Raw genomic sequence first — 22,891 nt, forward strand, 5'->3', positions numbered from 1 at the left:
GGCGAAAAGGGGCGTCCTACGACACCCTGCGGCACCCGGAACACTGCGCCGGGACGGTCACAGCTCCTTCCGGAAGGCCTCCGCGGTACGGAGCAGGACGTCGTTGGCGGGCTCCTCGCCGACCGTGATCCGCACGCCCTCCCCCGCGAACGGACGGACGGTGACGCCGGCCCGCTCGCAGGCCGCGGCGAAGTCGGTCGTGCGCTCCCCCAGCCGCAGCCACACGAAGTTGGCGTGCGTCTCCGGCACCGTCCAGCCCTGCGCGGTCAGCCCGTCGAACACCCGGGTCCGCTCGGTGACCAGCGCCTCCACCCGCTCCAGCAGCGCCGCCTCCGCGCGCAGCGAGGCCACCGCCGCGTCCTGGGCGAGCTGGCTCACGCCGAAGGGGACGGCCGTCTTGCGCAGCGCCGCGGCGACCGGCTCGTGCGCGATCGCGAACCCCACGCGCAGTCCGGCGAGCCCGTACGCCTTGGAGAAGGTGCGCAGCACCGCCACGTTGGGGCGGTCGCGGTAGACCTCGACGCCGTCCGGGACCTCGGGGTCGCGGATGAACTCCTTGTACGCCTCGTCCAGCACGACCAGCACGTCCTGCGGGACGCGGTCCAGGAAGCGCTCCAGCGCGGCCCGGCGCACCACCGTGCCGGTGGGGTTGTTGGGGTTGCAGACGAAGACCAGCCGCGTCCGGTCGGTGATCGCCGCGGCCATCGCGTCCAGGTCGTGGACGTCGTCCGCGTCCAGCGGCACCCGCACCGAGGCCGCCCCGCTGATCTGCGTGATGATCGGATAGGCCTCGAAGGACCGCCAGGCGTAGACGACCTCGTCGCCCGGTCCCGCGGTCGACTGCAGCAACTGCTGCGCGACACCGACCGAGCCGGTGCCCGTCGCGATGTGCTCCACCGGCACGCCGAAGCGGTGCGCCAGCTCGGCGTGGAGGGCCGTGCACGCCATGTCCGGGTAGCGGTTGAAGTTCTCCGCGGCGGCGGTGGCCGCCTCCAGGACACCCGGCAGCGGCGCGTAGGGGTTCTCGTTGGAGGACAGCTTGTAAGCCGTCACTCCCTCTTCCACGGCCGGGGGTCTGCCCGGCTTGTACGTGGGGATGCCGTCCAGTTCGCGGCGCAGTTTGGGGCTCATGCCCCACACCATACGAGCGGCCGCCCGGCCGGGGGAGGCCTTGCGGCACACGGGCGTGAGGCAGGGGCTCACGGCGAACGGAGCAGGTGGTGCAGCACCCTGCGCGCCGGTGGCGCACGCGGTGGCGCGCATCCCTCGTAGGGGTGAGTTGATGGCCGCGCGCAGCGCGGGGCACGGGCCCGGCCGCGCCCCGTGACGGAGCCGTAACCCGCGGTAGGCACCCACCGTCACCTGCGCTTTCCCTGCCGCACCCGGGACCGCGGGCGGGGAAACGTATCTGTCAACGCCCTGTCCGGCACCCCGCGAACGGACCACCCGACCCCTACTATCACCACGCCATGACAGCAGCAGGGAAGCACCAGGCGAGCCGGCCCGTCGGACGCCGGCTGGAGCGGGCCGGCATCAGGGACGTGGCCGCCGCGGCCGGGGTATCGATCACCACCGTCTCCGACGCGCTCAACGGCAAGGGCCGACTGCCCGACGCCACCCGCCGTCACGTCCGTGAGGTAGCCGACCGGCTGGGGTACCGCCCCTCCGCCGCCGCCCGCACGCTGCGCACCGGGCGCTCGGGGCTGATCGGCCTGACCGTCACGACGTACGGGGAAGAGCCCTTCACCTTCACGGAGTTCGCCTACTTCGCCGAGATGGCCCGGGCCGCCACCTCCGCCGCGCTCGCCCGCGGCTACGCCCTGGTCATCCTGCCGGCCTCCTCCCGGCACGACGTGTGGAGCAACGTCGCGCTGGACGGCACGGTCGTGATCGACCCCTCCGACCACGACCCGATGGTCACCGAACTGGTGCGGCAGGGCATCCCCGTGGTCAGCGACGGCCGCCCGACCGGCAGCCTGCCCGTCCAGGCCTGGGTCGACAACGACCACGAGGCCGCCGTGCTCGGCATCCTGGAACACCTCGCCGAGGCCGGCGCCCGCAGGATCGGCCTGCTCACCGGCACCAGCACCGACACCTACACCCGGCTGTCCACCACCGCCTACCTCGACTGGTGCGAGCGGATCGGCCAGGAGCCCGTCGTCGAGGCCTACCCCGCCCACGACCCGTGCGCGGGCGCGATCGCCGCGGACCGCCTGCTCGCCAGGCCCGACCGCCCCGACGCCGTCTACGGCCTCTTCGACCCCAACGGCACCGACCTGCTCGCCGCCGCCCGCCGCTACGGGCTGCGCGTACCCGACGACCTCCTGCTGGTCTGCTGCAGCGAGAGCACGGTCTACGCGACGACCGAGCCCCCGATCACCACGCTCTCCCTCAAACCGGGCCGGATCGGCACCGCCGTCGTCCAGCTGCTCATCGACGCCATCGAGGGGGTGGACGCGGGACGCCCCGTGCAGCAGGTCATGCCGACCGACCTGATCGTCCGCACCTCCTCGCAGCGACGCTTGCCGCGCACCACCGTCAGCCCGCCCCGCGGGCCCGCGGGAGAATAGGAACGGACGCTTCCGGGGCGAGAACGGCCCGCCCCGGGGGGATTTGTCCGCACCGGATGAAATCGCTATCAGCAGGTGTGTCACGCCACGACATCGTCATTCCTATGATGGGCGGATGGTGGCGCGACGGTGGAGGGGTCGATGACTCAGGGGGCAGGTCAGGGACCCATGCCCGGTACCTCGTACGGCTGGTCTCAGGACCCCGCGGAGGCAGTGGCGCACGGTGCGCCCATGACGTCGTCGGCGCACCCCGCCGATGCCGTCGGGGCCCCACCGGGACATCCGGCCGGGCACGAACCGACCATGGTCGACGAGCAGATGATGCCGCCGGAGTACACGCCCACGCAGCGTGACCTCCCGGTGGTCACGGTGGCCGACACGCAGGCGCTGGGCCCGCTCTACGTGGTCGGCGACGTCCACGGCTACCTGGACCGGCTGTGCGAGGCCCTGTACGCGACCGGGCTGATCGACTCCGAGGGCCACTGGGCGGCCGGCAACGCCCGCCTGTGGTTCCTCGGCGACTTCACCGACCGCGGCCCCGACGGCATCGGCGTGATCGAGCTGGTCATGCAGCTGTCCGCGGAGGCCGCCGCGGCCGGCGGCTACGCCAGGGCCCTCATGGGCAACCACGAGCTGCTGCTGCTCGGCGCCCACCGCTTCGGCGACACCCCCGTGAACTCCGTCGCGGGCACCGCCTCCTTCCTGGCCGCCTGGCGCCTCAACGGCGGCCAGACCACCGACATGGACCGGCTGCAGGACCACCACGTCGCCTGGATGTCCCGGCTGGACGCCGCCGCCCTCACCGACGGCCACCTGCTGCTGCACTCCGACACGACCGCGTACCTGGAGTACGGCACCACCATCGACGCGATGAACGACGCCGTCACCGGCATCCTGCAGCGCGGCGACGCCGACGAGTGCTGGGAGCTGTTCCGCAAGTTCACCCGGCGCTTCGCCTTCCGCGGCGACGCAGGGCCGCAGGCCGCCCGCGAACTGCTGGACACCTACGGCGGCCACCGCGTCGTCCACGGCCACAGCCCCATCCCGTACCTGCTCGGCGAACCGGGGGCCGAGCCCGGCACCGAACAGCCGGACCGCTCCGCGGTCGTCGAGGGACCGCACGTGTACGCGGAGGACCTGGCGGTGGCCATGGACGGCGGGGTGGCCATGGACGGCAAACTCCTGGTCGCACAGCTGCCGTTGTAGACCCCGAAACCCCCATTTTCCGGAAACACTCTGTCACCGCGTCACCTCCGCGCTCTACCATCGGGATATCCGTAGGCAGCTTCTCCTCCGCTTCCGCCCAGCCGGACCGGACCTTCGTCCTTCGTGAACCCCGGGAGGAACCGGAGACGGAGCATCGGGGGATGCACATGAACAGCGCTCCACACCTGCTGACCGAGGACCGCCCGGAGTTCGAGCGAGCCCTCGACACGGCTCTGCACTCGGAGGGCACGCGGGCCGCCCTCGCCGGCACGCGGAACCGCCTGAACGCCGAGCAGTTGCGCACCATGGCGCTCAACGCGGCCGAGTCCATCTCGGGCTGCGCCGCGCCCGAGTACGAGCAGTTCGTCAAGGTCCGCGAGGCCTTCGCGGAACAACGCCGCGAGGCACGCACCGCGGCCGTGCCGGGCCTCGGCTACGCGGCCGCGGCGGCCCCGGTCGCCGCGGACGGCTCCGGCGCCGGGCTGTTCGCCGTCGTCGCCGTGCTCACACCGATCCTGGCGGGCACGGCCGCCGTCATCTTCCTCGTGCTCGGGTACGCCCTGCGTTTCGGGCACCCCGAGCCGGCGATCGCCCCGCCGCTGCGGCAGGCCGGCTGGCTCTTCGCGGCCGTCGCCGTCTGCGGCATCGTCATCGGGATGGTCGGGCTGCTGCTCACCGCGCTGCGCAACGGCTCGACCGCCCTCCACGGCCCTCCGGGCGACGAGTCCCGCGACGTCGCGCTCGCCCGCGAGGTGTGGCGCCGGGCGCTGGTGGAGCGGGGGCTGCAGCCCTTCCTCGACGACGCCCTCGCCAAGGCCGCCGACGCGGCCCCCACCGCCCCCACCGCGACCACCGGCGGCGCCAACCCCCGGATGCCGCGGCTCGGTTACTCCCGCCCGGACTTCTCCAGCCCCGGCCACGAGTCCTCCCCCGAACCCGGCGACCGCTTCACCAGCCCGGACTTCACCAGCCCCGACTTCTCCAGCCCCGACTTCGGCGGCCCGGACCACGGCCCGGACTGACCTGCCGCGCCGAGGCGCTGTCGTACCCCGGTGCCACAGTACGGACCATGGACATCGACCGGTTCTGGTCCCTGATCGAATCCGCCCGCTCCACCGCGGCGACAAGTGGCGAGCCCGTCGACGAGGTGCTGGCGGGCCTGCTCACCGAGTTCCCGGCCCGGGAGGTCCTCGGCTACGCGGAACGCTTCGACGCAGTGCACGACGCCCTGTACCGCTGGGACGTCTGGGCCGCCGCCTACCTGGTGGGCGGCGGTTGCTCCGACGACTCCTTCATGGACTTCCGCGCCGGGGTCATCGCCCAGGGCCGCGCCTGGTACGACCGCGTCGCCGCCCAGCCGGACAGCCTGGCCGGTCACCCCACCGTGGTCGCGGCCGCCCGGAACGGGGACGACCACGCCCTCTTCGACGAGGACATGAACTACGTGGCCGCCCAGGCGTTCGAGCGGCTCACGGGCGACCGGGACTCCTTCTGGACCGCCTGGGCCGCCCACCGCCCCGCCGGTACGGGCACGCCCTCCGAGCCGGACATGGGCGAGGACTTCGACTTCGACGACGACGCCGAGATGCACCGCCGCCTGCCCCGCCTGGCACGCCTGTTCCTGGGCCCGGACACCGCCCATGGGTGACCGGAGCACCCCGGCTCAGTCGGCGAGCGGCAGGTAGACCCGGTTGCCGGAAGCGGCGAACTCGCGGGACTCCTCCGCCATGCCCGCCTCGATCTCCCCGGGGGTGCCGCCGTGGTGGCGGCGGATGCCCTGGGAGGTCTTCACCGGGTGGAGGTCCCCTCCGGCGATGGAGCGGAAGGGGGCGGAGGAAGCGTGATGATCGCGATTCCCTCCGGCTGGGCGATCGCGAGACGGCTGCCGTCCGGATGAAGGGCTGCCACGGGGGTGGGCACGTGGGTGACTCCGTAGCTGCCGACACGCGGCGAGACCTCCACCTCAGGCCACTCGGCGACGACGGTTCCGGTGACCACGTCGATCAGCCGCGGATACCCATACAGCGCGATGACACGCTCACCGTGGCCGATGAGCGTGCCGATCGGAAGCTCAATGGGGTGCCGGTGCAACCATCTCCGCTCGGGGAACGACCACACGCCCAACTGCCTCGGCCCCAGCGTCGCCGGATCGTCGCCCTCGTCGAATCCTTCCTCACCGGTCGCCACCACGAGGCGGTCACCGTCGAGCCAGCAGGCGGCATCGACCTCGGCGTCCACCCCGTTCCCCAGGTCCGGCAGGCCGTCGCCGTCGAGAACGGCGGGCTCCGTCAGCGCACTTTCGAGGTCGCACACCCAGGCGATCCCGAACGGACTCCACAGCCACCCGGCCGACAGGAGCCGCCTCCCGTCGGGGCTCACGGCAAGCCGTGAGTGGAAGACGTCGCGCGGCCTTCGCTCACCACGAGTGAGCCGCTCACCCGTTGCCACGTCCTCGACCTCGATGACCTCATAGTGCTCGGGGCAGTGCACCAGCACCTCCCGGCCGTCGGCGAGCGTGCCCAGCGCCACCGGGTAGTCGAAGTCCTCGGCGTGGTAGCGGCTCCGGTCGAGCTCGCGCACGATCCGCTGTCCGTCGAGGAGCAGCGCCTTCGTCCCCCGCTCGGTGTAGACGACGGTGTACCGGCCGGACGGCGAGACGACAGCCCGGTCGAAGGGGTACGGGTACACGAGCCCCGGCGCGTGCTCGACGCCGCCGGACGTCCAGCGCCGGCCCCCGTCCGCTCTGTCGACGAGGTCGTACCCGTCCCACATCAACGACCGCACCTCGCTGGTCGCCTTCCACCGCACCACTGCCGTGCTGCCCATCGATCCCCCTCCATTGCGGCCGCACTCGGCCGCGCGTCAACGGCTGGATGTAATCGAAGTAGCGGATCCACCAATGGGGCCGAGACGCCCCGGGACAGTACGTGGCCAGCGAGCTCACGCCGTTGTACGGGCGGGTCAGCAGACGCTCGGGAATGAGCACGTAGCCCAGATCCGTCAGCGCCCGCTCAACGCTCCGAAGGTCGTCGGCATCAAGCGCGGCCGCCTCCACCGCCTCGTCGGTGCTGTCGAAAACACCCGGGTTCTCGGCGGCCACGACGGCCATCGACCCGAAGTTGCTCACCGACACGACGATCCGCTCACGGCACGTCGTGGCTTCGCCCGGCACTTCGACACGGGCGTGCAGACTCGCGTCCTGGATCTGCCGGTCCACTCGGCACCGGGTGTCGAACGCAGCGTCCAGCCTGGCCACGAGCTGCTCAAGGACCGCTCGTGTCGCAGCATGGTCGTAGTCGCGCGGGCGCTCCACGAAGACCGGATCGTCGAGGCGATGGAGAAGGGCCACCAGCTCGTCGTGGCTGTACGTCATCGACGCATCATGGCGGGGCGACCACGGTCGTGTCGCCACCATTACGGAACGGGACGGGCCCGCGAGTCCCCTGTGGGTCGCGGGCCCGACTCGTGGCTCCGGCCCCGGCTCAGTCCGCCAGCGGCAGGTACACCCGGTTGCCGGAGGCGGCGAACTCGCGGGACTTCTCCGCCATGCCCGCCTCGATCTCCTCCGCGGTGCCGCCGTGTTGGCGGCGGATGTCCTGGGAGATCTTCATCGAACAGAACTTCGGCCCGCACATGGAACAGAAGTGCGCGGTCTTGGCCGGTTCCGCCGGGAGCGTCTCGTCGTGGAAGGCCCGTGCGGTGTCCGGGTCGAGGGCCAGGTTGAACTGGTCCTCCCAGCGGAACTCGAAGCGGGCGTCGGAGAGCGCGTCGTCCCACTCCTGGGCACCGGGGTGGCCCTTGGCCAGGTCGGCGGCGTGGGCGGCGATCTTGTAGGTGATGACGCCGGTCTTGACGTCGTCGCGGTCGGGCAGGCCCAGGTGCTCCTTGGGGGTGACGTAGCAGAGCATGGCCGTGCCCCACCAGGCGATCATCGCGGCGCCGATGCCGGAGGTGATGTGGTCGTACGCGGGCGCGATGTCGGTGGTGAGCGGGCCGAGGGTGTAGAACGGCGCCTCCTCGCAGATCTCCTGCTGGAGGTCGATGTTCTCCTTGATCTTGTGCATGGGGACGTGCCCCGGCCCCTCGATCATGGTCTGCACGCCGTGCCGCTTGGCCACGGAGTTGAGTTCGCCGAGCGTGCGCAGCTCCGCGAACTGGGCCTCGTCGTTGGCGTCCGCGATGGAGCCGGGACGCAGTCCGTCGCCCAGGGAGTAGGTGACGTCGTAGGCGGCGAGGATCTCGCAGAGCTCCTCGAAGTTCTCGTAGAGGAAGCTCTCCTTGTGGTGGGCCAGGCACCAGGCCGCCATGATCGACCCGCCGCGGGAGACGATGCCCGTCTTGCGGCGGGCGGTCAGCGGGACGTAGCGCAGCAGCACGCCGGCGTGGACCGTCATGTAGTCGACGCCCTGCTCGGCCTGCTCGATGACGGTGTCCTTGTAGATCTCCCAGGTCAGCTCCTCGGCCTTGCCGTCCACCTTCTCCAGGGCCTGGTAGAGGGGAACGGTCCCGATCGGCACGGGGGAGTTGCGCAGCACCCACTCGCGCGTGGTGTGGATGTTGCGGCCGGTGGACAGGTCCATGACCGTGTCGGCGCCCCAGCGGGTGGCCCAGGTCATCTTGTCGACCTCCTCCTCGATGGAGGAGGTGACGGCCGAGTTGCCGATGTTGGCGTTGACCTTCACCAGGAACCGCTTGCCGATGACCATCGGCTCGATCTCCGGGTGGTTGACGTTCGCCGGCAGGACGGCGCGTCCCGCCGCGATCTCCTCGCGGACGACCTCGGGGGAGACGCCCTCGCGGAGGGCGACGTACTCCATCTCCGGGGTGATCTCGCCCCGCCGCGCGTACGCGAGCTGGGTGACCGGTTCTCCGGGACGGCCGCGCCGGGGCAGGCGGGGGCGGCCGGGGAAGACGGCGTCCAGGTTGCGCAGGCCGCCGCGCGGTGAGGTGTGCTTGAGGCCGTCGTCCTCGGGGCGGACGGGGCGGCCGGGGTACTCCTCGGTGTCGCCGCGGGCGACGATCCAGTTCTCCCGCAGCGGCGGGAGGCCGCGGCGGACGTCGGTGGTCACGTTCGGGTCGGTGTACGGGCCGGACGTGTCGTACAGCGTCACGTCCCGGCCGTTGGTCAGGTGCACCCGGCGGACGGGGACCGCGATGTCCGGGCGGGACCCGGTCACGTAGCCCTTGTGCCAGCCGATTTCGCGCGCGCGTGCATCCTGCATGGTCATGAGACCCACTCCCTACGCCGGCATTACCCGGTAACAGGTTCAGCGGTCGGCGCAGCTGCGGCCCTTCGGCCGGTCAGCGCCCTCTCAGCCCGGTGCTCCGAGCTCCCGCGTTTGCAAAGGTGCCTCAACGCTAGCGGGTCCTCGCTGACGCACACCAGAGGGTGTTGCGATGATCGGGTCGTGGACTCCCAACAGCCGCACGCACACGCCCACGGTCACGGCCACGCCCACGGCCCGGTACCGCCGGTCTCCCGGCACCTGCGCAAGGTCATCGCCGCGGTGCTGATCCCGTTCGTCGCCGCCGTCGTGGCCGGTCTGGTCGTCCTGTGGCCGGGCGGTGTGCCGGAGCACGCGCGCACCGGTGTCGGCTTCGACCAGCAGACGCAGTCCGGGCGGGTGGTGAAGGTCGAGGACGTCAAGTGCGCCGACGTCAACGCGGAACCGGGCGCCGGCGCCGAGCCCTCCCCCGGGCCGGCGCAGACGCCGTCCGGTCCGGCGATCTGCGAACGCGCGACCATCGAGGTCACCTCGGGCAAGGACGCGGGCCGCACCTTCACCGAGATCGTGCAGCCGACCCAGACGCGGCACTACACCGAGGGCCAGAAGGTGCTGCTGGCGTACGCGCCGCAGGCGCCGCGCGAACTGCAGTACTCGGTGACCGACGTCGACCGGGCCTTCCCGTTGTGGCTGCTGGCCGGGATCTTCGCCCTGGTGGTGGTCGTGGTCGGCCGGCTGCGCGGGGTGCTGGCGCTGGTCGCGCTGGTCATCAGCTTCGCGGTGCTGACGCAGTTCATCCTCCCGGCGATCCTGCACGGCAGCAATCCGCTGCTGGTGGCGGTGATCGGCGGCAGCGCCATCATGCTGATCGCGCTCTACATGTGCCACGGCCTCAACGCCCGCACTTCGGTGGCGGTCCTGGGCACGCTCTGCTCGCTGCTGCTGATCGGCGTCCTCGGCTCGGTGTTCATCGACTGGGCGCTGCTCAGCGGCAACACCTCCGACGAGACGGGGCTGATCCACTCCCTGTACCCGGACATCGAGATCCGCGGCCTGCTGCTGGCCGGCATCATCATCGGTTCGCTGGGCGTCCTGGACGACGTGACGGTCACCCAGACCTCGGCGGTGTGGGAGCTGCGCGAGGCCGACCCGGCGGCGAGCCGGCGGCGGCTGTACTCGGCGGCGATGCGGATCGGGCGGGACCACATCGCCTCGGTCGTCAACACCCTGGTGCTGGCCTACGCGGGCGCGGCGCTGCCGTTGCTGCTGCTCTTCTCCATCGCGGAGCGCGGGGTGCTGGCGGTGGCGGGCAGCGAGCTGGTGGCCGAGGAGATCGTGCGGACCCTGGTGGGCAGCATCGGCCTGGTGGTGGCGGTGCCGCTGACGACCGCGCTGGCCGTCCTGGTGGTGTCGGCGGACCGCGGCAGCGGCGACACTGTTCCCGTGGGCTCCGGTCGCGGGCACCGGCGCCGCGCCAAGTGACCGCAGGGGGGCGGGGGACGTGGTGGGACTGCAGGGCCGGGTGACCGGAACGGTCGGGCCGGGGCTGGTCGGTGAGGTGATCGTGCCCGTCCGGGGCGGTGCGGAGGCGTTCCTGGCGTACCCGGCGACGGAGGGGGAGCGCATCGAGAAGGGCACGGTCGTGGTGGTCGTGGAGCACCTGCCGCCGCGCACCGTGTACGTGGCGCCCGCGTACGGCTGAGCGGAGCGCTCCGCTCCACGTCAAGAAAGCGACAAGGATCCGCCAGGACCTACCGCACCGTCAACCACAGGCGCACACTCCCGTACGCGGCCCCGACCGGGGCCATCCGTAAGGGGGCGTATGCCGATGCTGATCGGCGTTGCGGCGGGCGGGGCGCTCGTCGCGATCATCATTCTGATCGGCCTGTTCCGGCTCATGTGGCGGGTCGCCGAGCCCAACGAGGCACTGGTGATCTCCGGTTCCAAGCACCGTACCGACGGGGTGGGGGAGGGGATGGGGTTCCGCATCGTCACGGGACGCGGGACCCTGGTCCTGCCCGGCGTCCAAGCGGTGCGCAGGCTCTCGCTCGACCTCAACGAGGCCGAGCTGAACGTGGACTGCGTCACCCAGCAGGGCATCCCGCTGAAGGTGCACGGCGTGGTCATCTTCAAGGTCGGCGACGACATGGTGTCGATCGCCAACGCCGCGCGGCGTTTCCTGGACCAGCAGAAGTTCATGCCCGAACGGGTGCACAACGTCTTCGCGGGTCATCTGCGGTCCATCGTGGGCGGGCTGACGGTGGAGCAGATGATCCGGGACCGCGAGCGGCTCACCGCCGAGACCCGGGCCGCGTCGGGCTCGGAGATGGAGAAGCTCGGCCTGATCATCGACTCGCTGCAGATCCACGAGATCGTCGACCCGACCGGCTACATCAACAACCTTGCCGCGCCGCACGCCGCGGCCGTCCAGCGCGACGCCCGCATCGCGCAGGCGGAGGCGGACCGGCTGGCGACCGAGGCCGAGCAGCAGGCCGCCGCCCGCATGGCCGAGGCGACCCGGGACAGCCAGATCCTGCAGGCCGGTTACATGGCCGAGCGGGACAAGGCCACCGCGTCCTCCCGGCAGGCGGGCCCGCTCGCGGAGGCGGCGGCCCGGCAGGAGGTCGTCGTGCAGGAGACCCGGGTCGCGGAGCTGGAGGCGCAGCGGCGCGAGCAGCAGTTGCAGGCGGACGTCCGCAAGCCGGCGGACGCCTCCGCGTACGAGAAGCGGACGCTGGCCGAGGCCGAGCGCGACGCCCGCATCTCGGCGGCCGAGGCGAAGGCCCGCGAGACCGAACTGGCCGCCGCCGCCGAGGCGAACCGGGTCAAGACGGCCGCTGCCGCGCAGGCGGAGCAGACGCGGGTCAGCGGTGAGGCGACCGCCGCGGCCACCCGGGCCACGGGTGAGGCGGAGGCCGCCGCGACGCAGGCGCGGGGTCTGGCGGAAGCCGAGTCCGCGAAGGCCAGGGGCCTGGCGGAGGCCGAGGCGATCAAGGCGCGGGCCGCGGCCCTGGCGGAGAACCAGGAGGCGGTCGTCGCCCAGCAGCTGGCCGAGAACTGGCCGGAGATCGTCCGGGCGGGCGCCGAGGCCTTCGGCAACGTCGACCACATGGTGCTGCTCAACGGCGCCGACGGGATGTCGGAGATGTTCGCCAAGGCGCTCACCATGGGCGGGACGGGCCTGGGCCTAGCCCGTCAGCTGCTCGCCCAGATGAACGGCGCGACCGGCGCCGGCGGCGACGCCCCACCGAACGGTGCGGCGCCCCGGGGCCCCGAGCGCGTCCGGCTCCAGGACTGAGCGGCGCGCCTCCCGTGGGGCCCGGCCACCGGGCCCCACGGGGTCACCACTTGTCGCGGGAGTCGGACGAGGACGAGGTGAACTTCTTGACCACGTACACCAGGCCGCCGACCAGCGCCACGAACACCAGCACCTTGAACAGCAGCCAGAACAGGAACCCGATCGCGCTGGCGATCATGCCGCCGAAGACCACGATCGCGATCACCGGCACCGCGACCCACTTGACCCACCAGGGCAGGCCCTCGAAGAGCTTCACCGTTTCCTCCTCCTTGTCGTCCTTCCGCTCCCAGGCTAGGGCCGCGACGGCCCCGTGCGGAGGCCCCGCGGTCCCCATCCGTCCCTGACCCTTCCCCTACGGGAAACCGGGGGCGGCGGCGCTCAGGCCTCGGGGGGCGAGAAGACCACCAGCACCTTCAGGTCCTCGGTGACGTGGTGGAAGCGGTGCGGCGCCCCTGCGGGGACGTAGACCACGCTGCCGCGCGCGACATGGGTCGTCTCCTCCCCCACGGTGATCAGCGCCCGGCCGCTCACGACCAGGTAGATCTCGTCCTGGGCGTGCGGTTTCTGCGGGTCGAGCTCGCCGGCCCGGAGGGCGTAGAGCCCGGCGGACATGTTCCGCTCGCGCAGGAAGCTGAGGTACGCGCCCTCGTTGGCGGCCCGCTCGGCCTCCAGGTCGTCCAGCCGGAACACCTTCACTTGGCCGCTCCCTCTCACCACTGTGCCTGCGGGATCACTTCTGCGACGATCTCAGCCATGATGAACTTCGTCGTCAAGACGCTCGCGAACGCCGGAGCCCTGCTGGTGGCCATCTGGCTCGTGGGCAACATCACGCTCACCGGTGACGACACCGGCCACAGGGCCCTCACCCTGATCCTCGTCGCCCTGGTCTTCGGCGTGGTGAACTGGCTGGTGAAGCCGCTGGTGAAGCTGCTGTCGCTGCCGCTGCTCGTGTTGACGCTCGGCTTGTTCACGCTGGTCGTCAACGCCCTGATGCTGCTGCTGACCTCCTGGATCTCCGGCAAGCTCGACCTGGACTTCCACGTCGAGGGCTTCTGGGCGGCGTTCCTCGGTGGCCTGATCATCAGCATCGTCTCGTGGGCCCTGAACATGGTCCTCCCCGACGAGGACTGACCCGGGGGCTGCATCATGGAGCCCATGAGCGCTCCGTCCTCCCGCACCACCCCACTGCGGGTGTGCTTCGTCTGCACCGGCAACATCTGCCGTTCGCCGATGGCCGAGTCCGTCTTCCGCGCCCGTGCCGAGGACGCCGGGCTCGGCGGCCTGGTCGTCGCCGACAGCGCGGGCACCGGCTCCTGGCACGAGGGCGACGGCGCCGACCACCGTACGGTGGCCGTGCTCCGCGCGGCCGGTTACGGGTACGAGCACATCGCGCGCCAGTTCCAGCCCGAGTGGTTCGCCGGGCTCGACCTGGTGATCGCCCTCGACTCGGGCCACCTGCGGGACCTGCGCCGGCTGGCGCCCACCCCGCAGGACGCCGCCAAGGTGCGGCTGCTGCGTTCCTACGACCCCGCCGCGGACGGCGGCGCGGACGGCGGGGGCCTGGACGTCCCCGACCCGTACTACGGGGACCTGAGCGGCTTCGAGGAGTGCCTGGAGATGTGCGAGGCCGCCGCCGACGGCCTCGTGGACGCCGTGCGCGACGCCCTCGGCAGCGAGCCCGCGCCCGCGCCGTGACCGCTCCGGCCGGGCTCGCGGACCGGGTCGCCGCCCTGCTGGGGGAGCCGGTGACCGAGGCCGGCCCGGTGGGCGGCGGTTCCGTCTGCCGCTCCGTCCGGTTGCTGCGCCGCTCGGGCGGCCCGGTCTTCGCCAAGACCCTCCCGGACGCGCCGCCGGGCTCCTTCGCCGCCGAGGCCGCGGGGCTGCGGCTGCTGGGCGGCACGGGGACGGTGGCCGTACCGGAGGTGCTGGCCGCCGACGACCGCACGCTCGTGCTGGAGTGGGTCGAGCCGGGTCCGGCCACTCCTGCCGCGGCGGAGCGTCTCGGCCGTGAACTCGCCGCGCTCCACCGGGTCCCCGCCCCGGGGTTCGGGACGGCGCACCCCGCCTTCATCGGGCCGCTCCCCCTGCCGTCGCCGTCGCCCGGCTCCGGGGACTGGGCGGCCTTCCACGCCGCCGGCCGGCTGCTGCCCTTCCTGCGGCGGGCCGCCGACGGCGGGGCCATGGCGCCGGCGGACGTCCGCGCGGTGGAGCGGGTCTGCGAACTGCTGCCGCGGATCGGCGGCCCCGCCCGGCCGCCCGCGGTGATCCACGGCGATCTGTGGTCCGGCAACGTCCTGTTCGCCGCCGACGGCCGCGCCCGGGTCGTCGACCCGGCGGCGCAGGGCGGGCACCCCGAGGCCGACCTGGCGATGCTGGAGCTGTTCGGCTGTCCGCACCTGGAGCGGGTGCTCGCCGCGTACGAGGAGGTCCGGCCGCTGCCCGGCCGCCGGGAACGCGTGCCCCTGCACCAGTTGCACCCCCTGCTGGTGCACGCCGTCCTGTTCGGCGCGGGCTACGGGGCCGCCGCGGGTCGTGCCGCGCGGGCGGTGCTGGCGTCCGCCTAGCGGACACCCGTGTTCGTTGGCCCGTACACCGGTATCTTCCGCCTGTACGTTCGCGACGACGGGGAGAACGAGGAGAGGGCGATGACGGAGTACGAGAGCAGACCGGGGGACAGCACCCGCAGCGTGCACGCGGGCCGCCCGCCGGCCCGGCCCCACGAGCCGGCGCTGCCCGGCCCGGTGTTCGCCGCGCACTTCCACCTGCCGGGCGACGTCACCGGCCCGTACACCTACGGCCGCGACGAGAACCCCACCTGGACCCGGCTGGAGGAGGCGATCTCGGCGCTGGAGTCCCCGGACGTCCCCGCCGAGACGCTGGTCTTCTCCTCCGGCATGGGCGCCATCTCCTCCGTGCTGTTCTCCCAGGTGCGCTCCGGCGACACCGTGGTGCTGCCCTCCGACAGCTACCAGGCCACCCGCTCGCTCCAGAGCCGCCTGGAGGACTACGGGATCGCGGTGCGGCTGGCGCCCACCGCGGGCGACGGCCAGCTGGAGGCGCTGGAGGGCGCACAGCTGCTGTGGATCGAGACGCCGTCCAACCCGGGCCTGGACGTGTGCGACATCCGCCGGCTCGCCGACGCCGCGCACGCCGCGGGCGCGCTCGTGGCGGTCGACAACACCCTCGCCACCCCGCTCGGCCAGCGCCCGCTGGAGCTGGGCGCGGACTTCTCGGTGGCGAGCGGCACCAAGGCGCTGTCCGGCCACGGCGACCTGCTGCTGGGCTACGTGACCACCCGTCGGCCCGAGCTCGCCGCCGGGGTGCGGCTGTGGCGCAAGACCGTCGGTGCGATCCCCGGCCCCATGGAGGCCTGGCTGGCGCACCGTTCGCTGTCCACGCTCGCGCTGCGGGTGGACCGGCAGGCCGCCAACGCCCTCGAACTGGCCGCCGCGCTGCTCCGGCGTCCCGAGGTGACCGACGTACGTCACCCCGGCCTGGTGGACGACCCGGCGCACTCCGTCGCGACCGCGCAGATGGACCGGTTCGGCAGTGTGGTGTCCTTCACGCTGCCCGACAAGGAGCACGCCGAGCGCTTCCTGTCGGCGCTGCTGCTGACCACCGAGGCCACCAGTTTCGGCAGCGTGACCAGCACCGCCGAGCGCAGGGCGCGGTGGGGCGGCGACGCCGTTCCCGAGGGCTTCGTCCGCTTCTCGGTCGGCGTCGAGGACGCGGCCGACATCGTGCGGGACGTGACGCAGGCACTGGACGCCGCGGCGCGCTGACCCCGTTCATTTCGAACAGATATATCTACGTAGAGTGTCCTACGCAGAATGGGTGGTCCGAGCCTCCCCCCTCGTGGCTCGGACCACCCTGGCTTTACGCGCGGAGATCCGCCCGCACAAGGCTAGTTGACTCTGCGTCAGTGTCCAATCACAGTTGCGGTACAGACCTATCGATATATTTATATGTTGCGGTCGTACCGGTGGCTGGGAGGGAGCGGTTCCATGGATCTGGCTCTGCTGCGCACGTTCGTCACCGTGCACCGAGCCGGTTCCTTCACCCGGGCCGCCCAGCTGCTGGGACTGTCGCAGCCCGCCGTCACCAGCCAGATCCGCAGCCTGGAACGGCAGGTCGGCCGCCCCCTCTTCCTGCGCCTGCCGCGCGGCGTCGCCCCGACCCCCGTCGGCGACGACCTGGCCCACCGGGTGGCCCCGCACCTCGACGCCCTGCTGGAGATAACCGAGGCGGACCTCGACGAGGAGTCCGGCAACCGCACCCTGCACCTGGCCGGGCCGCCCACCTTCACCTCCCTGCGCGCCCTCCCCGCCCTCGCCCCGCTGATCGCCGAGGGCCTGCAGCTGCGCATCGCGCTGGCCGGCGAGGACGAGGCGCTGGCCGGCCTCGCCGCGGGCCACCACGACCTGTCCATCGGCACCGTCCGGCCGCGCGACCGGCTGCTGACCGCCACCGCCCTGTGGGACGAGGAGCAGATACTCGTGGCCGCCCCCGCCTGGCAGGAGCGGATCGGCGGCCCGCTCGCGGTGCGCACCCACGGGGCACGGGTCCTCGACGACGTCCCCGTGATCTCCTACGACGAGGGCATGCCGCTGATCGACCACTACTGGTCGGCGGTCTTCGACGCCACCCCCGCCATCGTCCCCGCCGTGGTCGTGCCCGACCTGAGGGCCGTCCTGGAGTGCGTGGTCGCCGGCGTCGGCATGGCCGTCCTGCCGCGCTACCTGTGCTGCGAGGCGATCACGGCGGGCGCCGCACGTGCGCTCCTGGAGCCGCCGGTGCCGCCCCTGCGCACGTACTTCGTCTCGGTGCGCGCCGGGACGCTCGCGCTGCCGCACATCGCGCGGGTGCACGAGCAGCTGATGCGCTCCTCCTCGGCCTGGTGACCGCGCCCGGCGTACGGCGGGTGGCCTCCGTGAGAACGGGACGTTCCGATTCGCCGTCCCGGAGGCGTTTGCCGCCTCCCGCGCCGCGGCAGATCTCTGGCATGCCCCCGGACATCGAAGCACCTGCCACACCCGGTGCAGCGACCGCCCCGGCCACCCGGCCGGTGGTCAAGCGCACCGCCCGCGCCATCCTGCTCGACGGCGACGCCCTGGTGCTCATCAAGCGCACCAAGCCAGGGCTCAACCCGTACTGGATCACCCCCGGCGGCGGCGTCGAGACCGGGGACGCCACCATCGTCGAGGCGCTCCACAGAGAGCTGGACGAGGAGCTGGGCGCCAAGGTCACCGATGTGGTCCCGGCCTTCGTCGACACCGTCGAGCACATCGGCGAGGACGGCTCGCACGGCGTGAAGGTGCAGCACTTCTTCGTGTGCCGGCTGGCCTCCATGGACCCCTCGCGGCGGCACGGCCCGGAGGTGGACGAACCCTCGGGGACCTACGACGTGGTCCGGGTGCCCTTCAGCCGGGTCGGGCTCGCCTCCGTCGAGATCGTGCCGCTGACCCTGCGGCACTACCTCGACGGCAACATCGAAGGGGTGCTGGGACTGCTCTCGGCCGACCTCGGCTGACCCGCGGGCACGCGGGCGGCGTCGGACGTCCCCGGGCGCCGCCAGGCCCCCACGGGCACCCTCAAGCACCCTCGGGCACCCTCAGGCCCCGAACCAGCCCGGGCGGCCGCCACCGGGCCGGGCCGGACGCGCGTGCGCGGCGTCGGCCGCGGCCCCGAAGTAGTCGCCGCCCTTGCGCCGCACGTCGTCGGTGCCCCAGGCCCGGCCGCCCTGCAGGGGCACCTTCGCCATCCGCGGGATGTGCTTCGAACAGTGCACGTACGCCTCGACGACGCTCACCCGCACCCACAGCTGCGGCCTGCGGCCGGGCACCGCGTCCACCGGGAGCGAGGGGTACAGGGCCCGCATCGCGCCGTCCGGGACCAGCCGGGCGCGGCCGTTGACGTGCAGCCCGATCCGGTCCCGGGTGAAGTCGACCATCAGGATGCCCACGTGCGGGTTCTCGCGCAGGTTGCCGACCGAGGCCATCACCCCGTTCCCCCGGTACTCGGGGTAGACCAGCGTCCGCTCGTCCAGGACGGTCAGGAAGCCGGGCGGACCCGCCCTGAAGGTGCTGTCGCACTCCCCCCGGCCGTCCGCCGTGGACAGGAAGAACATCTCCTGCCGCTCGGTGAACTCCCGCATCCGCGGGTTGAGGTGGTCCAGCACCTGCTCGGCGTAGAAGCGGTCCGCGCGGTCGGCCGTGCCCATCTCCTCCTGGACACGGTGCTCGCCCGCACTGCCGGGACGTTCCTGCGGCAACGTTTCTCCTCGTGGGGTGGGGTGGGGACGTGAGGGGACGGACTCAGGGGCCCGCCGCGACCAGTTCCTCGATCAGGTCGTGCCGGATGCGCCGGGACGGCATGCCGCCGCGCACGAGGGTGTCGACGCCGCTGCGGATCATCCCGGGCGGCCCGCTCAGGTACGCGTCGTACTCGGGCCAGGGGCCGTACTGCTGCACGATCTCGGGGAGCGGGCCGTGCAGCCCCCCTTCACCGCGGCCGTGGGAGACCACGGGCCGCACCGAGAGCCAGGGGTGGCGCTGCGCGAGCCCCAGCAGGGTGTCCAGGTCGTACAGGTCGTGGTCGCTGCGTGCGCCGTAGAAGACGTCCATGGCCCGGCGGCGGCCGTGCTCGGCGACGTCCTCGACCAGCGCCTTGATGGGGGCGATGCCGGTGCCGCCGCCCAGGCAGAGCAGCCCGTTGTCGGTGCTGTGGTCGACGACCATGGAGCCGGCCGGCGGGCCGAGCCGCAGGACGTCGCCCGGCCGGGCGCGGTGCACCAGCGCCCCGCTGACCCAGCCAGCCGGGACGGCCTTGACGTGGAAGACCAGCAGGCCGTCCGAGCGGGGGGCGCAGGCGAAGGAGTAGTGCCGCCAGACCCGGGGCCACCAGGGCGTCTCCAGCGTCGTGTACTGGCCCGCGAGGAAGGGGTAGGGCTGGTCGGGGCGGACGCTGACCACCGCGATGTCGGAGGTGCGCGGTTCGTGGCTGACGATCTCGGCCTGCCACCACGGCGGCGCGTGCTTCTCGTCGGCCGCCGCCGCGTCGATCATGATCTGCGAGATCACCGTGTAGGCGCGTACCCAGGCGGCCTCGACCTGGTCGTTCCAGACGGCCGAGGCGTACCGGGTCAGCGCCCCGATCAGGCATTCCCCCACGGCCGGATAGTGCTCGGGGCGCGTGCCGTATTTGCGGTGGCCGCGGCCCAGGTGGGACAGGTATTCGGTGAGTATCTCGGTGTCGTCCATGTGATCCGCGGCGGTCAGGAGCGCTTTCAGCAAACGGTCGCGCTGCGAGTCCATCGCGGCGGGAAAAAGTTCGCGCAACTCCGGATGTCGTATGAACAAAAGTGCATAGAAATACGACGTCGTCTTGTCAGCGACGGGCGCGACTTCCTCCATCGTGCGCCGGATCAGCTGCGCGTCCGCGCTCTGCGGCGCCGACCGCGGCCGGGCCTCCGCCCTGGGCGGGGGCTGCTGGGCCGGCGGCTCGGGATGGTGCCGCGGCCCCGCCGCGTCCTGCGTGGGGCCGGGCCTCGGCAGTGCGGGTCCCGGGTCGGCGGTCCGCCCGGCTCCCGTGCCCACCGGCCTTATCGGCCGTACCGGGCGGCTCGGCGCGGCGGCACCGTCGCCCTCGTGGTGGGGTCTCGGCCCGTCAGGGGGTGTGTGCGGCGTGAACCATCGGGGGGACCCAGCCCCCGCTCCCTTGCCCGGTTCGGCCGCGTTCGTGGTCAGAGCGTCCATGGTCAGCTTCGCCTCGAGCTTCTCCCGGTCGGTGTCCGTACGTCGGCCACACATCCTGCGCGGAAAGCCTGCCAGGGCTTCCCGCCGCCCGGACAAATAGCCGGAAGTACGGGAAACGGCGATACCGATCCCGTTAAGCTCAGCCGAATGTGGAGCCCCGCTGCCGCGGAACCCTGTCGACCCTACCCCGGGTCACCGCTTTCACAGCCGTCACTCAATTCCCTGACGATCATCACCGTTCAATCGTCACGTATTCAGCCCACGACCAGCGCATACGCTTCACGCAAATCGCGCCCGGTGTACGCGTGGCTCGCCAGCCCGCTCACATGGTGGTCCCCGTTGACCGCGACCGACACCGGCACCGCCGCGAAGAGCGCCGTGTCCGACAGCGAGTCCCCGTAGGCCACGCACTCCCGGCGGCTGACGCCGTAGCGGGCGCAGAGCTCGTCCGCCGCCGTCACCTTCGTCTCCGGCACCAGGATCCCCGCCACGTCCAGCCCCGCCGCCGGGCCGAACGGGACCTCCGGGAAGACCGACGCCCGGACCGCGTGCGCCCCCCACTCCAGCAGCCGCCGCACGAAGAAGTCCGGGGAGAGCGACACCACAGCGCAGTGCTCCCCGCGGTCCGCGATGTCCGCCCACACCTCCCGTATCCCGGCCAGCCACGGAGCGCCCTCGAAGGCTGCCGCCACCTGCGCCGGGGTGAGCGCCCGCCACAGGTCGTACGCGCGCTCCGCGTAGCCCGGCGAGTCCAGGACGCCCCGCCCGAGCGCGTGCTCCAGCTCGCGGAACTCCGCCACCAGGCCCAGTTCCCGGGCGAGTTCCATGCTCGCCGAGGAGCCGTGCATCAGCGTCCCGTCCATGTCGAAGATGTGCAGCCGTCCCACGCGGTCCCTCCCTCGTCGCCCGCCGCCCGGCCGGTGCCCGGCGGCGTCCCTCCGTACAGCCGGGCGGCGTCCTCCGCCGCCCCCCGGACCGCGGGCCGGCGGTCGGCGGCCCGCCAGGCCAGCGCGACCGTGCAGCGCACGTCCCCGGCCAGCGGCACGATCACCACGTTCGACCGCGCGTAGTGCTCGTCGGTCGCCGTGCTCGCCAGCGCGCAGCCGCGGCCCGCCGCGACGAGTTCGAGCGTCTCCTCCAGCGAGCCGGACCCCACCGTCCCCGCCACGTGGACGACGCCCACGGCCGACGGGTGCCGGAAACCGGCGTAGGCCGCGTCCGCGGTCCTCGGCACCACCCAGGTCCTGCCGCCCAGTTCGGCGGGCGCGACCTCGCTCCGGCGGGCCAGCGGGTCCGTCGCGGGCAGCGCCACGCAGCGCCGGTCACTGGAGACGGTCACCGTCCCCAGGCCCGGGGCGTCCAGCGGGGGCCACACGATGGCCAGGTCGGAGTGCCCGTCCAGCAGCCCGCAGGAGGGGTCGTCGAAGTCGTAGCGGCGCAGCCGCACCTCACCCGGTACGCGGGCCTGGACCAGGTCCAGCAGCTCCCGGGTGCGGCCGGCCGCCGCCTCGCCCAGGAAGCCCACGGTGAACGGCCTGGACGTCCCGGCCAGCAGCCCCTCGAGCTCGTCGGCGGCGTCGACCGCCGCCACCGCGTGGGCGAGGATCCGCCGTCCCAGGTCGGTCAGTTCGGCCCGTTCACGGGTGCGTACCAGCAACGGCCGCCCCGCGGCGGCCTCCAGGCGACGCACCGACTCGCTCACCGTCGGCTGCCGTACGTCCAGTCGGCGCGCGGCCGCCGAGAACGAGCCCGTACGCGCCACGGCCACGAACGCCCGCAGGGCGGGCAGGGTCAGCGTCACCCCGGGAGGATAGCCAGGCACCGGCCGATGGCCATAGGGGAAAACTATGGGCGCCGCCCGCCGCCGCCACGGCACGCTGCCCGCATGACTTCCCCGACGGTCCCCGCGGCCCCCTCGGCCCCCGTGCGCCGCCTCACCCCCGCCGACCTCCCCGCCTGCAGCGCGCTGGCCGTCAGCCGCGGCTGGGGCGCCGAGGAGCACAAGTGGCGCTTCCTGCTCACCCACGGCACCGGCTACGGCGTCGACGCCCCCGACGGCGACGGCCTGGCCGCCACCACCGTCCTCACCCGCTACGAGGGCGGCCTGGCGGCGGTCAGCATGGTCCTGGTCGCGGCCCGGTACGAGGGACGGGGCCTCGGACGGCGCGTCATGACCCACGTGCTGGCCGAGGCGGGCGACGACACCGTCACCCTGCACGCCACCGAACGCGGCCGCCCGCTCTACGAGAAGCTCGGCTTCCGGGCGATCGGCACCGTCGTCACGCACCGCGGCCGCTTCGCCGCGCCGGCGCCCGCCGCGACCGCTGCCCCCTCCGGCCCCGCCGGAGCGCCGGAGCCGCGGCCCTTCACCGAGGCCGACCTGCCGGCCCTGCTCGCCCTGGACGCCGAGGCGTTCGGCGCCGACCGCTCACCCCTGCTGCGCGACCTGCCCCGGTTCGCCGAGCGCGTGGTGGTGGCCGCCGGGGAGGACGGCGCCCTGACCGGCTACGCGGCCGCCTGGCTGAACGCGGACACCCTGGTCGTGGGCCCCGTCGTCGCCGGGGACGCCGGCACGGCCCGGCGCCTGGTCACCGCGGTCGCCCGGGACGCGGGCACCCCGGTCCGCCTCGACCTGCGCACCGGCACCCCCGACGCCCTCGACGGCTGGGCCGCGGAGCACGGCGTGACGCCCTTCTTCCCCAACACCCTGATGGTGCTGGGCGACCGCGACCTCCCCGGCGACGAACACCGCCGCCACGCACCCCTGATGGTCGCCCTGGGCTGACCGCGGGGCCGCCGGCCGACCTGCGGGATCCGCCGAGCCGGCCCCACGCACCC

24 protein-coding genes are annotated in these 22,891 nt (G+C 72.8%); 14 read left to right on the top strand and 10 right to left on the bottom strand.

What is annotated here, in order from left to right:
* Positions 1-57: 57 nt before the first annotated feature.
* Positions 58-1,131 carry a histidinol-phosphate transaminase gene (gene hisC, locus ABZ479_RS08625; RefSeq protein WP_500460769.1) on the bottom strand — a complete coding sequence of 358 codons (1,074 nt, stop codon included), beginning with the start codon at positions 1,129-1,131 and terminating at the stop codon, positions 58-60.
* Positions 1,132-1,469: 338 nt separating this feature from the next.
* Between hisC and ABZ479_RS08630 the strand changes: the two genes are divergently transcribed.
* The 4 genes from ABZ479_RS08630 to ABZ479_RS08645 all read left to right on the top strand — a co-directional run bounded on the left by ABZ479_RS08630 (position 1,470) and on the right by ABZ479_RS08645 (position 5,424).
* Positions 1,470-2,570, top strand: a complete 1,101-nt coding sequence (locus ABZ479_RS08630) for a LacI family DNA-binding transcriptional regulator (RefSeq protein WP_500460771.1) — start codon at positions 1,470-1,472, stop codon at positions 2,568-2,570.
* Between the two features lie 168 nt (positions 2,571-2,738).
* Positions 2,739-3,776, top strand: coding sequence for a metallophosphoesterase (locus ABZ479_RS08635; RefSeq protein WP_500460773.1), 1,038 nt, complete (start codon positions 2,739-2,741; stop codon positions 3,774-3,776).
* Positions 3,777-3,937: 161 nt separating this feature from the next.
* Positions 3,938-4,798, top strand: coding sequence for a hypothetical protein (locus ABZ479_RS08640; protein WP_500460775.1), 861 nt, complete (start codon positions 3,938-3,940; stop codon positions 4,796-4,798).
* A gap of 47 nt (positions 4,799-4,845) precedes the next feature.
* Positions 4,846-5,424, top strand: a complete 579-nt coding sequence (locus tag ABZ479_RS08645; RefSeq protein WP_500460777.1) for a DUF4240 domain-containing protein — start codon at positions 4,846-4,848, stop codon at positions 5,422-5,424.
* 15 nt (positions 5,425-5,439) lie between these two features.
* Here the strand turns inward: ABZ479_RS08645 and ABZ479_RS08650 are convergent, their stop codons facing one another.
* From ABZ479_RS08650 to thiC, 3 genes are all read right to left on the bottom strand, one after another.
* A complete protein-coding gene (locus tag ABZ479_RS08650) occupies positions 5,440-5,568 on the bottom strand; it encodes a hypothetical protein (protein ID WP_500460779.1) in 129 nt (42 codons plus the stop codon).
* On the bottom strand, positions 5,565-6,602 hold the full coding sequence (locus ABZ479_RS08655; protein WP_500460781.1) for a WD40 repeat domain-containing protein: 1,038 nt from the start codon (positions 6,600-6,602) through the stop codon (positions 5,565-5,567). Before ABZ479_RS08655 ends, ABZ479_RS08650 begins: the two co-directional genes overlap by 4 nt.
* Positions 6,603-7,258: 656 nt before the next feature.
* Positions 7,259-9,004: a phosphomethylpyrimidine synthase ThiC gene (gene thiC / locus ABZ479_RS08660; protein ID WP_500460783.1), complete on the bottom strand. Its 1,746-nt coding sequence runs from the start codon at positions 9,002-9,004 to the stop codon at positions 7,259-7,261.
* Positions 9,005-9,184: 180 nt separating this feature from the next.
* Between thiC and ABZ479_RS08665 the strand changes: the two genes are divergently transcribed.
* From ABZ479_RS08665 to ABZ479_RS08675, 3 genes are all read left to right on the top strand, one after another.
* Positions 9,185-10,483 carry a YibE/F family protein gene (locus ABZ479_RS08665; RefSeq protein ID WP_500460785.1) on the top strand — a complete coding sequence of 433 codons (1,299 nt, stop codon included), beginning with the start codon at positions 9,185-9,187 and terminating at the stop codon, positions 10,481-10,483.
* 19 nt (positions 10,484-10,502) lie between these two features.
* Entirely contained in the window at positions 10,503-10,703 is a 201-nt protein-coding gene (locus ABZ479_RS08670) for an NfeD C-terminal domain-containing protein (RefSeq protein WP_499604689.1), read from the top strand.
* 120 nt (positions 10,704-10,823) lie between these two features.
* Positions 10,824-12,299 carry a flotillin family protein gene (locus tag ABZ479_RS08675; protein WP_500460787.1) on the top strand — a complete coding sequence of 492 codons (1,476 nt, stop codon included), beginning with the start codon at positions 10,824-10,826 and terminating at the stop codon, positions 12,297-12,299.
* Positions 12,300-12,342: 43 nt separating this feature from the next.
* On the opposite strand, the gene ABZ479_RS08680 is transcribed toward ABZ479_RS08675, so the two are convergent.
* A complete protein-coding gene (locus ABZ479_RS08680) occupies positions 12,343-12,555 on the bottom strand; it encodes a DUF5326 family protein (protein ID WP_018558186.1) in 213 nt (70 codons plus the stop codon).
* A 122-nt stretch (positions 12,556-12,677) separates the two neighbouring features.
* Positions 12,678-12,995: a cupin domain-containing protein gene (locus tag ABZ479_RS08685; protein WP_018558185.1), complete on the bottom strand. Its 318-nt coding sequence runs from the start codon at positions 12,993-12,995 to the stop codon at positions 12,678-12,680.
* A 57-nt stretch (positions 12,996-13,052) separates the two neighbouring features.
* Here ABZ479_RS08685 and ABZ479_RS08690 point away from each other — a divergent pair, with 57 nt between their 5' ends.
* The 6 genes from ABZ479_RS08690 to ABZ479_RS08715 all read left to right on the top strand — a co-directional run bounded on the left by ABZ479_RS08690 (position 13,053) and on the right by ABZ479_RS08715 (position 17,829).
* Entirely contained in the window at positions 13,053-13,430 is a 378-nt protein-coding gene (locus ABZ479_RS08690; RefSeq protein ID WP_499604681.1) for a phage holin family protein, read from the top strand.
* 24 nt (positions 13,431-13,454) lie between these two features.
* The gene (locus tag ABZ479_RS08695) at positions 13,455-13,994 is read left to right on the top strand and encodes a low molecular weight protein-tyrosine-phosphatase (protein ID WP_500460788.1); all 540 of its coding nucleotides are present in this window, start codon (positions 13,455-13,457) and stop codon (positions 13,992-13,994) included.
* On the top strand, positions 13,991-14,863 hold the full coding sequence (locus tag ABZ479_RS08700; RefSeq protein WP_500460789.1) for a fructosamine kinase family protein: 873 nt from the start codon (positions 13,991-13,993) through the stop codon (positions 14,861-14,863). Before ABZ479_RS08695 ends, ABZ479_RS08700 begins: the two co-directional genes overlap by 4 nt.
* An 81-nt stretch (positions 14,864-14,944) precedes the next feature.
* Entirely contained in the window at positions 14,945-16,081 is a 1,137-nt protein-coding gene (locus ABZ479_RS08705; protein ID WP_500460790.1) for a cystathionine gamma-lyase, read from the top strand.
* 222 nt (positions 16,082-16,303) lie between these two features.
* Positions 16,304-17,200: a LysR family transcriptional regulator gene (locus tag ABZ479_RS08710; protein ID WP_500460791.1), complete on the top strand. Its 897-nt coding sequence runs from the start codon at positions 16,304-16,306 to the stop codon at positions 17,198-17,200.
* A gap of 101 nt (positions 17,201-17,301) precedes the next feature.
* A complete protein-coding gene (locus ABZ479_RS08715) occupies positions 17,302-17,829 on the top strand; it encodes an NUDIX domain-containing protein (protein WP_500460792.1) in 528 nt (175 codons plus the stop codon).
* Between the two features lie 81 nt (positions 17,830-17,910).
* Here the strand turns inward: ABZ479_RS08715 and ABZ479_RS08720 are convergent, their stop codons facing one another.
* The 4 genes from ABZ479_RS08720 to ABZ479_RS08735 all read right to left on the bottom strand — a co-directional run bounded on the left by ABZ479_RS08720 (position 17,911) and on the right by ABZ479_RS08735 (position 21,854).
* Complete coding sequence (locus ABZ479_RS08720) at positions 17,911-18,570, bottom strand: pyridoxamine 5'-phosphate oxidase family protein (protein ID WP_500460793.1); 660 nt, start codon at positions 18,568-18,570, stop codon at positions 17,911-17,913.
* A gap of 43 nt (positions 18,571-18,613) precedes the next feature.
* Positions 18,614-20,053, bottom strand: coding sequence for a globin domain-containing protein (locus ABZ479_RS08725; protein ID WP_500460794.1), 1,440 nt, complete (start codon positions 20,051-20,053; stop codon positions 18,614-18,616).
* A 254-nt stretch (positions 20,054-20,307) separates the two neighbouring features.
* Entirely contained in the window at positions 20,308-20,940 is a 633-nt protein-coding gene (locus tag ABZ479_RS08730) for an HAD family hydrolase (protein WP_499604669.1), read from the bottom strand.
* Positions 20,901-21,854 carry a LysR family transcriptional regulator gene (locus ABZ479_RS08735; protein ID WP_500460795.1) on the bottom strand — a complete coding sequence of 318 codons (954 nt, stop codon included), beginning with the start codon at positions 21,852-21,854 and terminating at the stop codon, positions 20,901-20,903. Before ABZ479_RS08735 ends, ABZ479_RS08730 begins: the two co-directional genes overlap by 40 nt.
* A gap of 84 nt (positions 21,855-21,938) precedes the next feature.
* Between ABZ479_RS08735 and ABZ479_RS08740 the strand changes: the two genes are divergently transcribed.
* A complete protein-coding gene (locus ABZ479_RS08740; RefSeq protein WP_500460796.1) occupies positions 21,939-22,838 on the top strand; it encodes a GNAT family N-acetyltransferase in 900 nt (299 codons plus the stop codon).
* The last annotated feature ends 53 nt before the right edge of the window (positions 22,839-22,891 follow it).

Source organism: Streptomyces sp. NPDC005722, assembly GCF_040630935.1.
Taxonomy (GTDB): Bacteria; Actinomycetota; Actinomycetes; order Streptomycetales; family Streptomycetaceae; genus Actinacidiphila.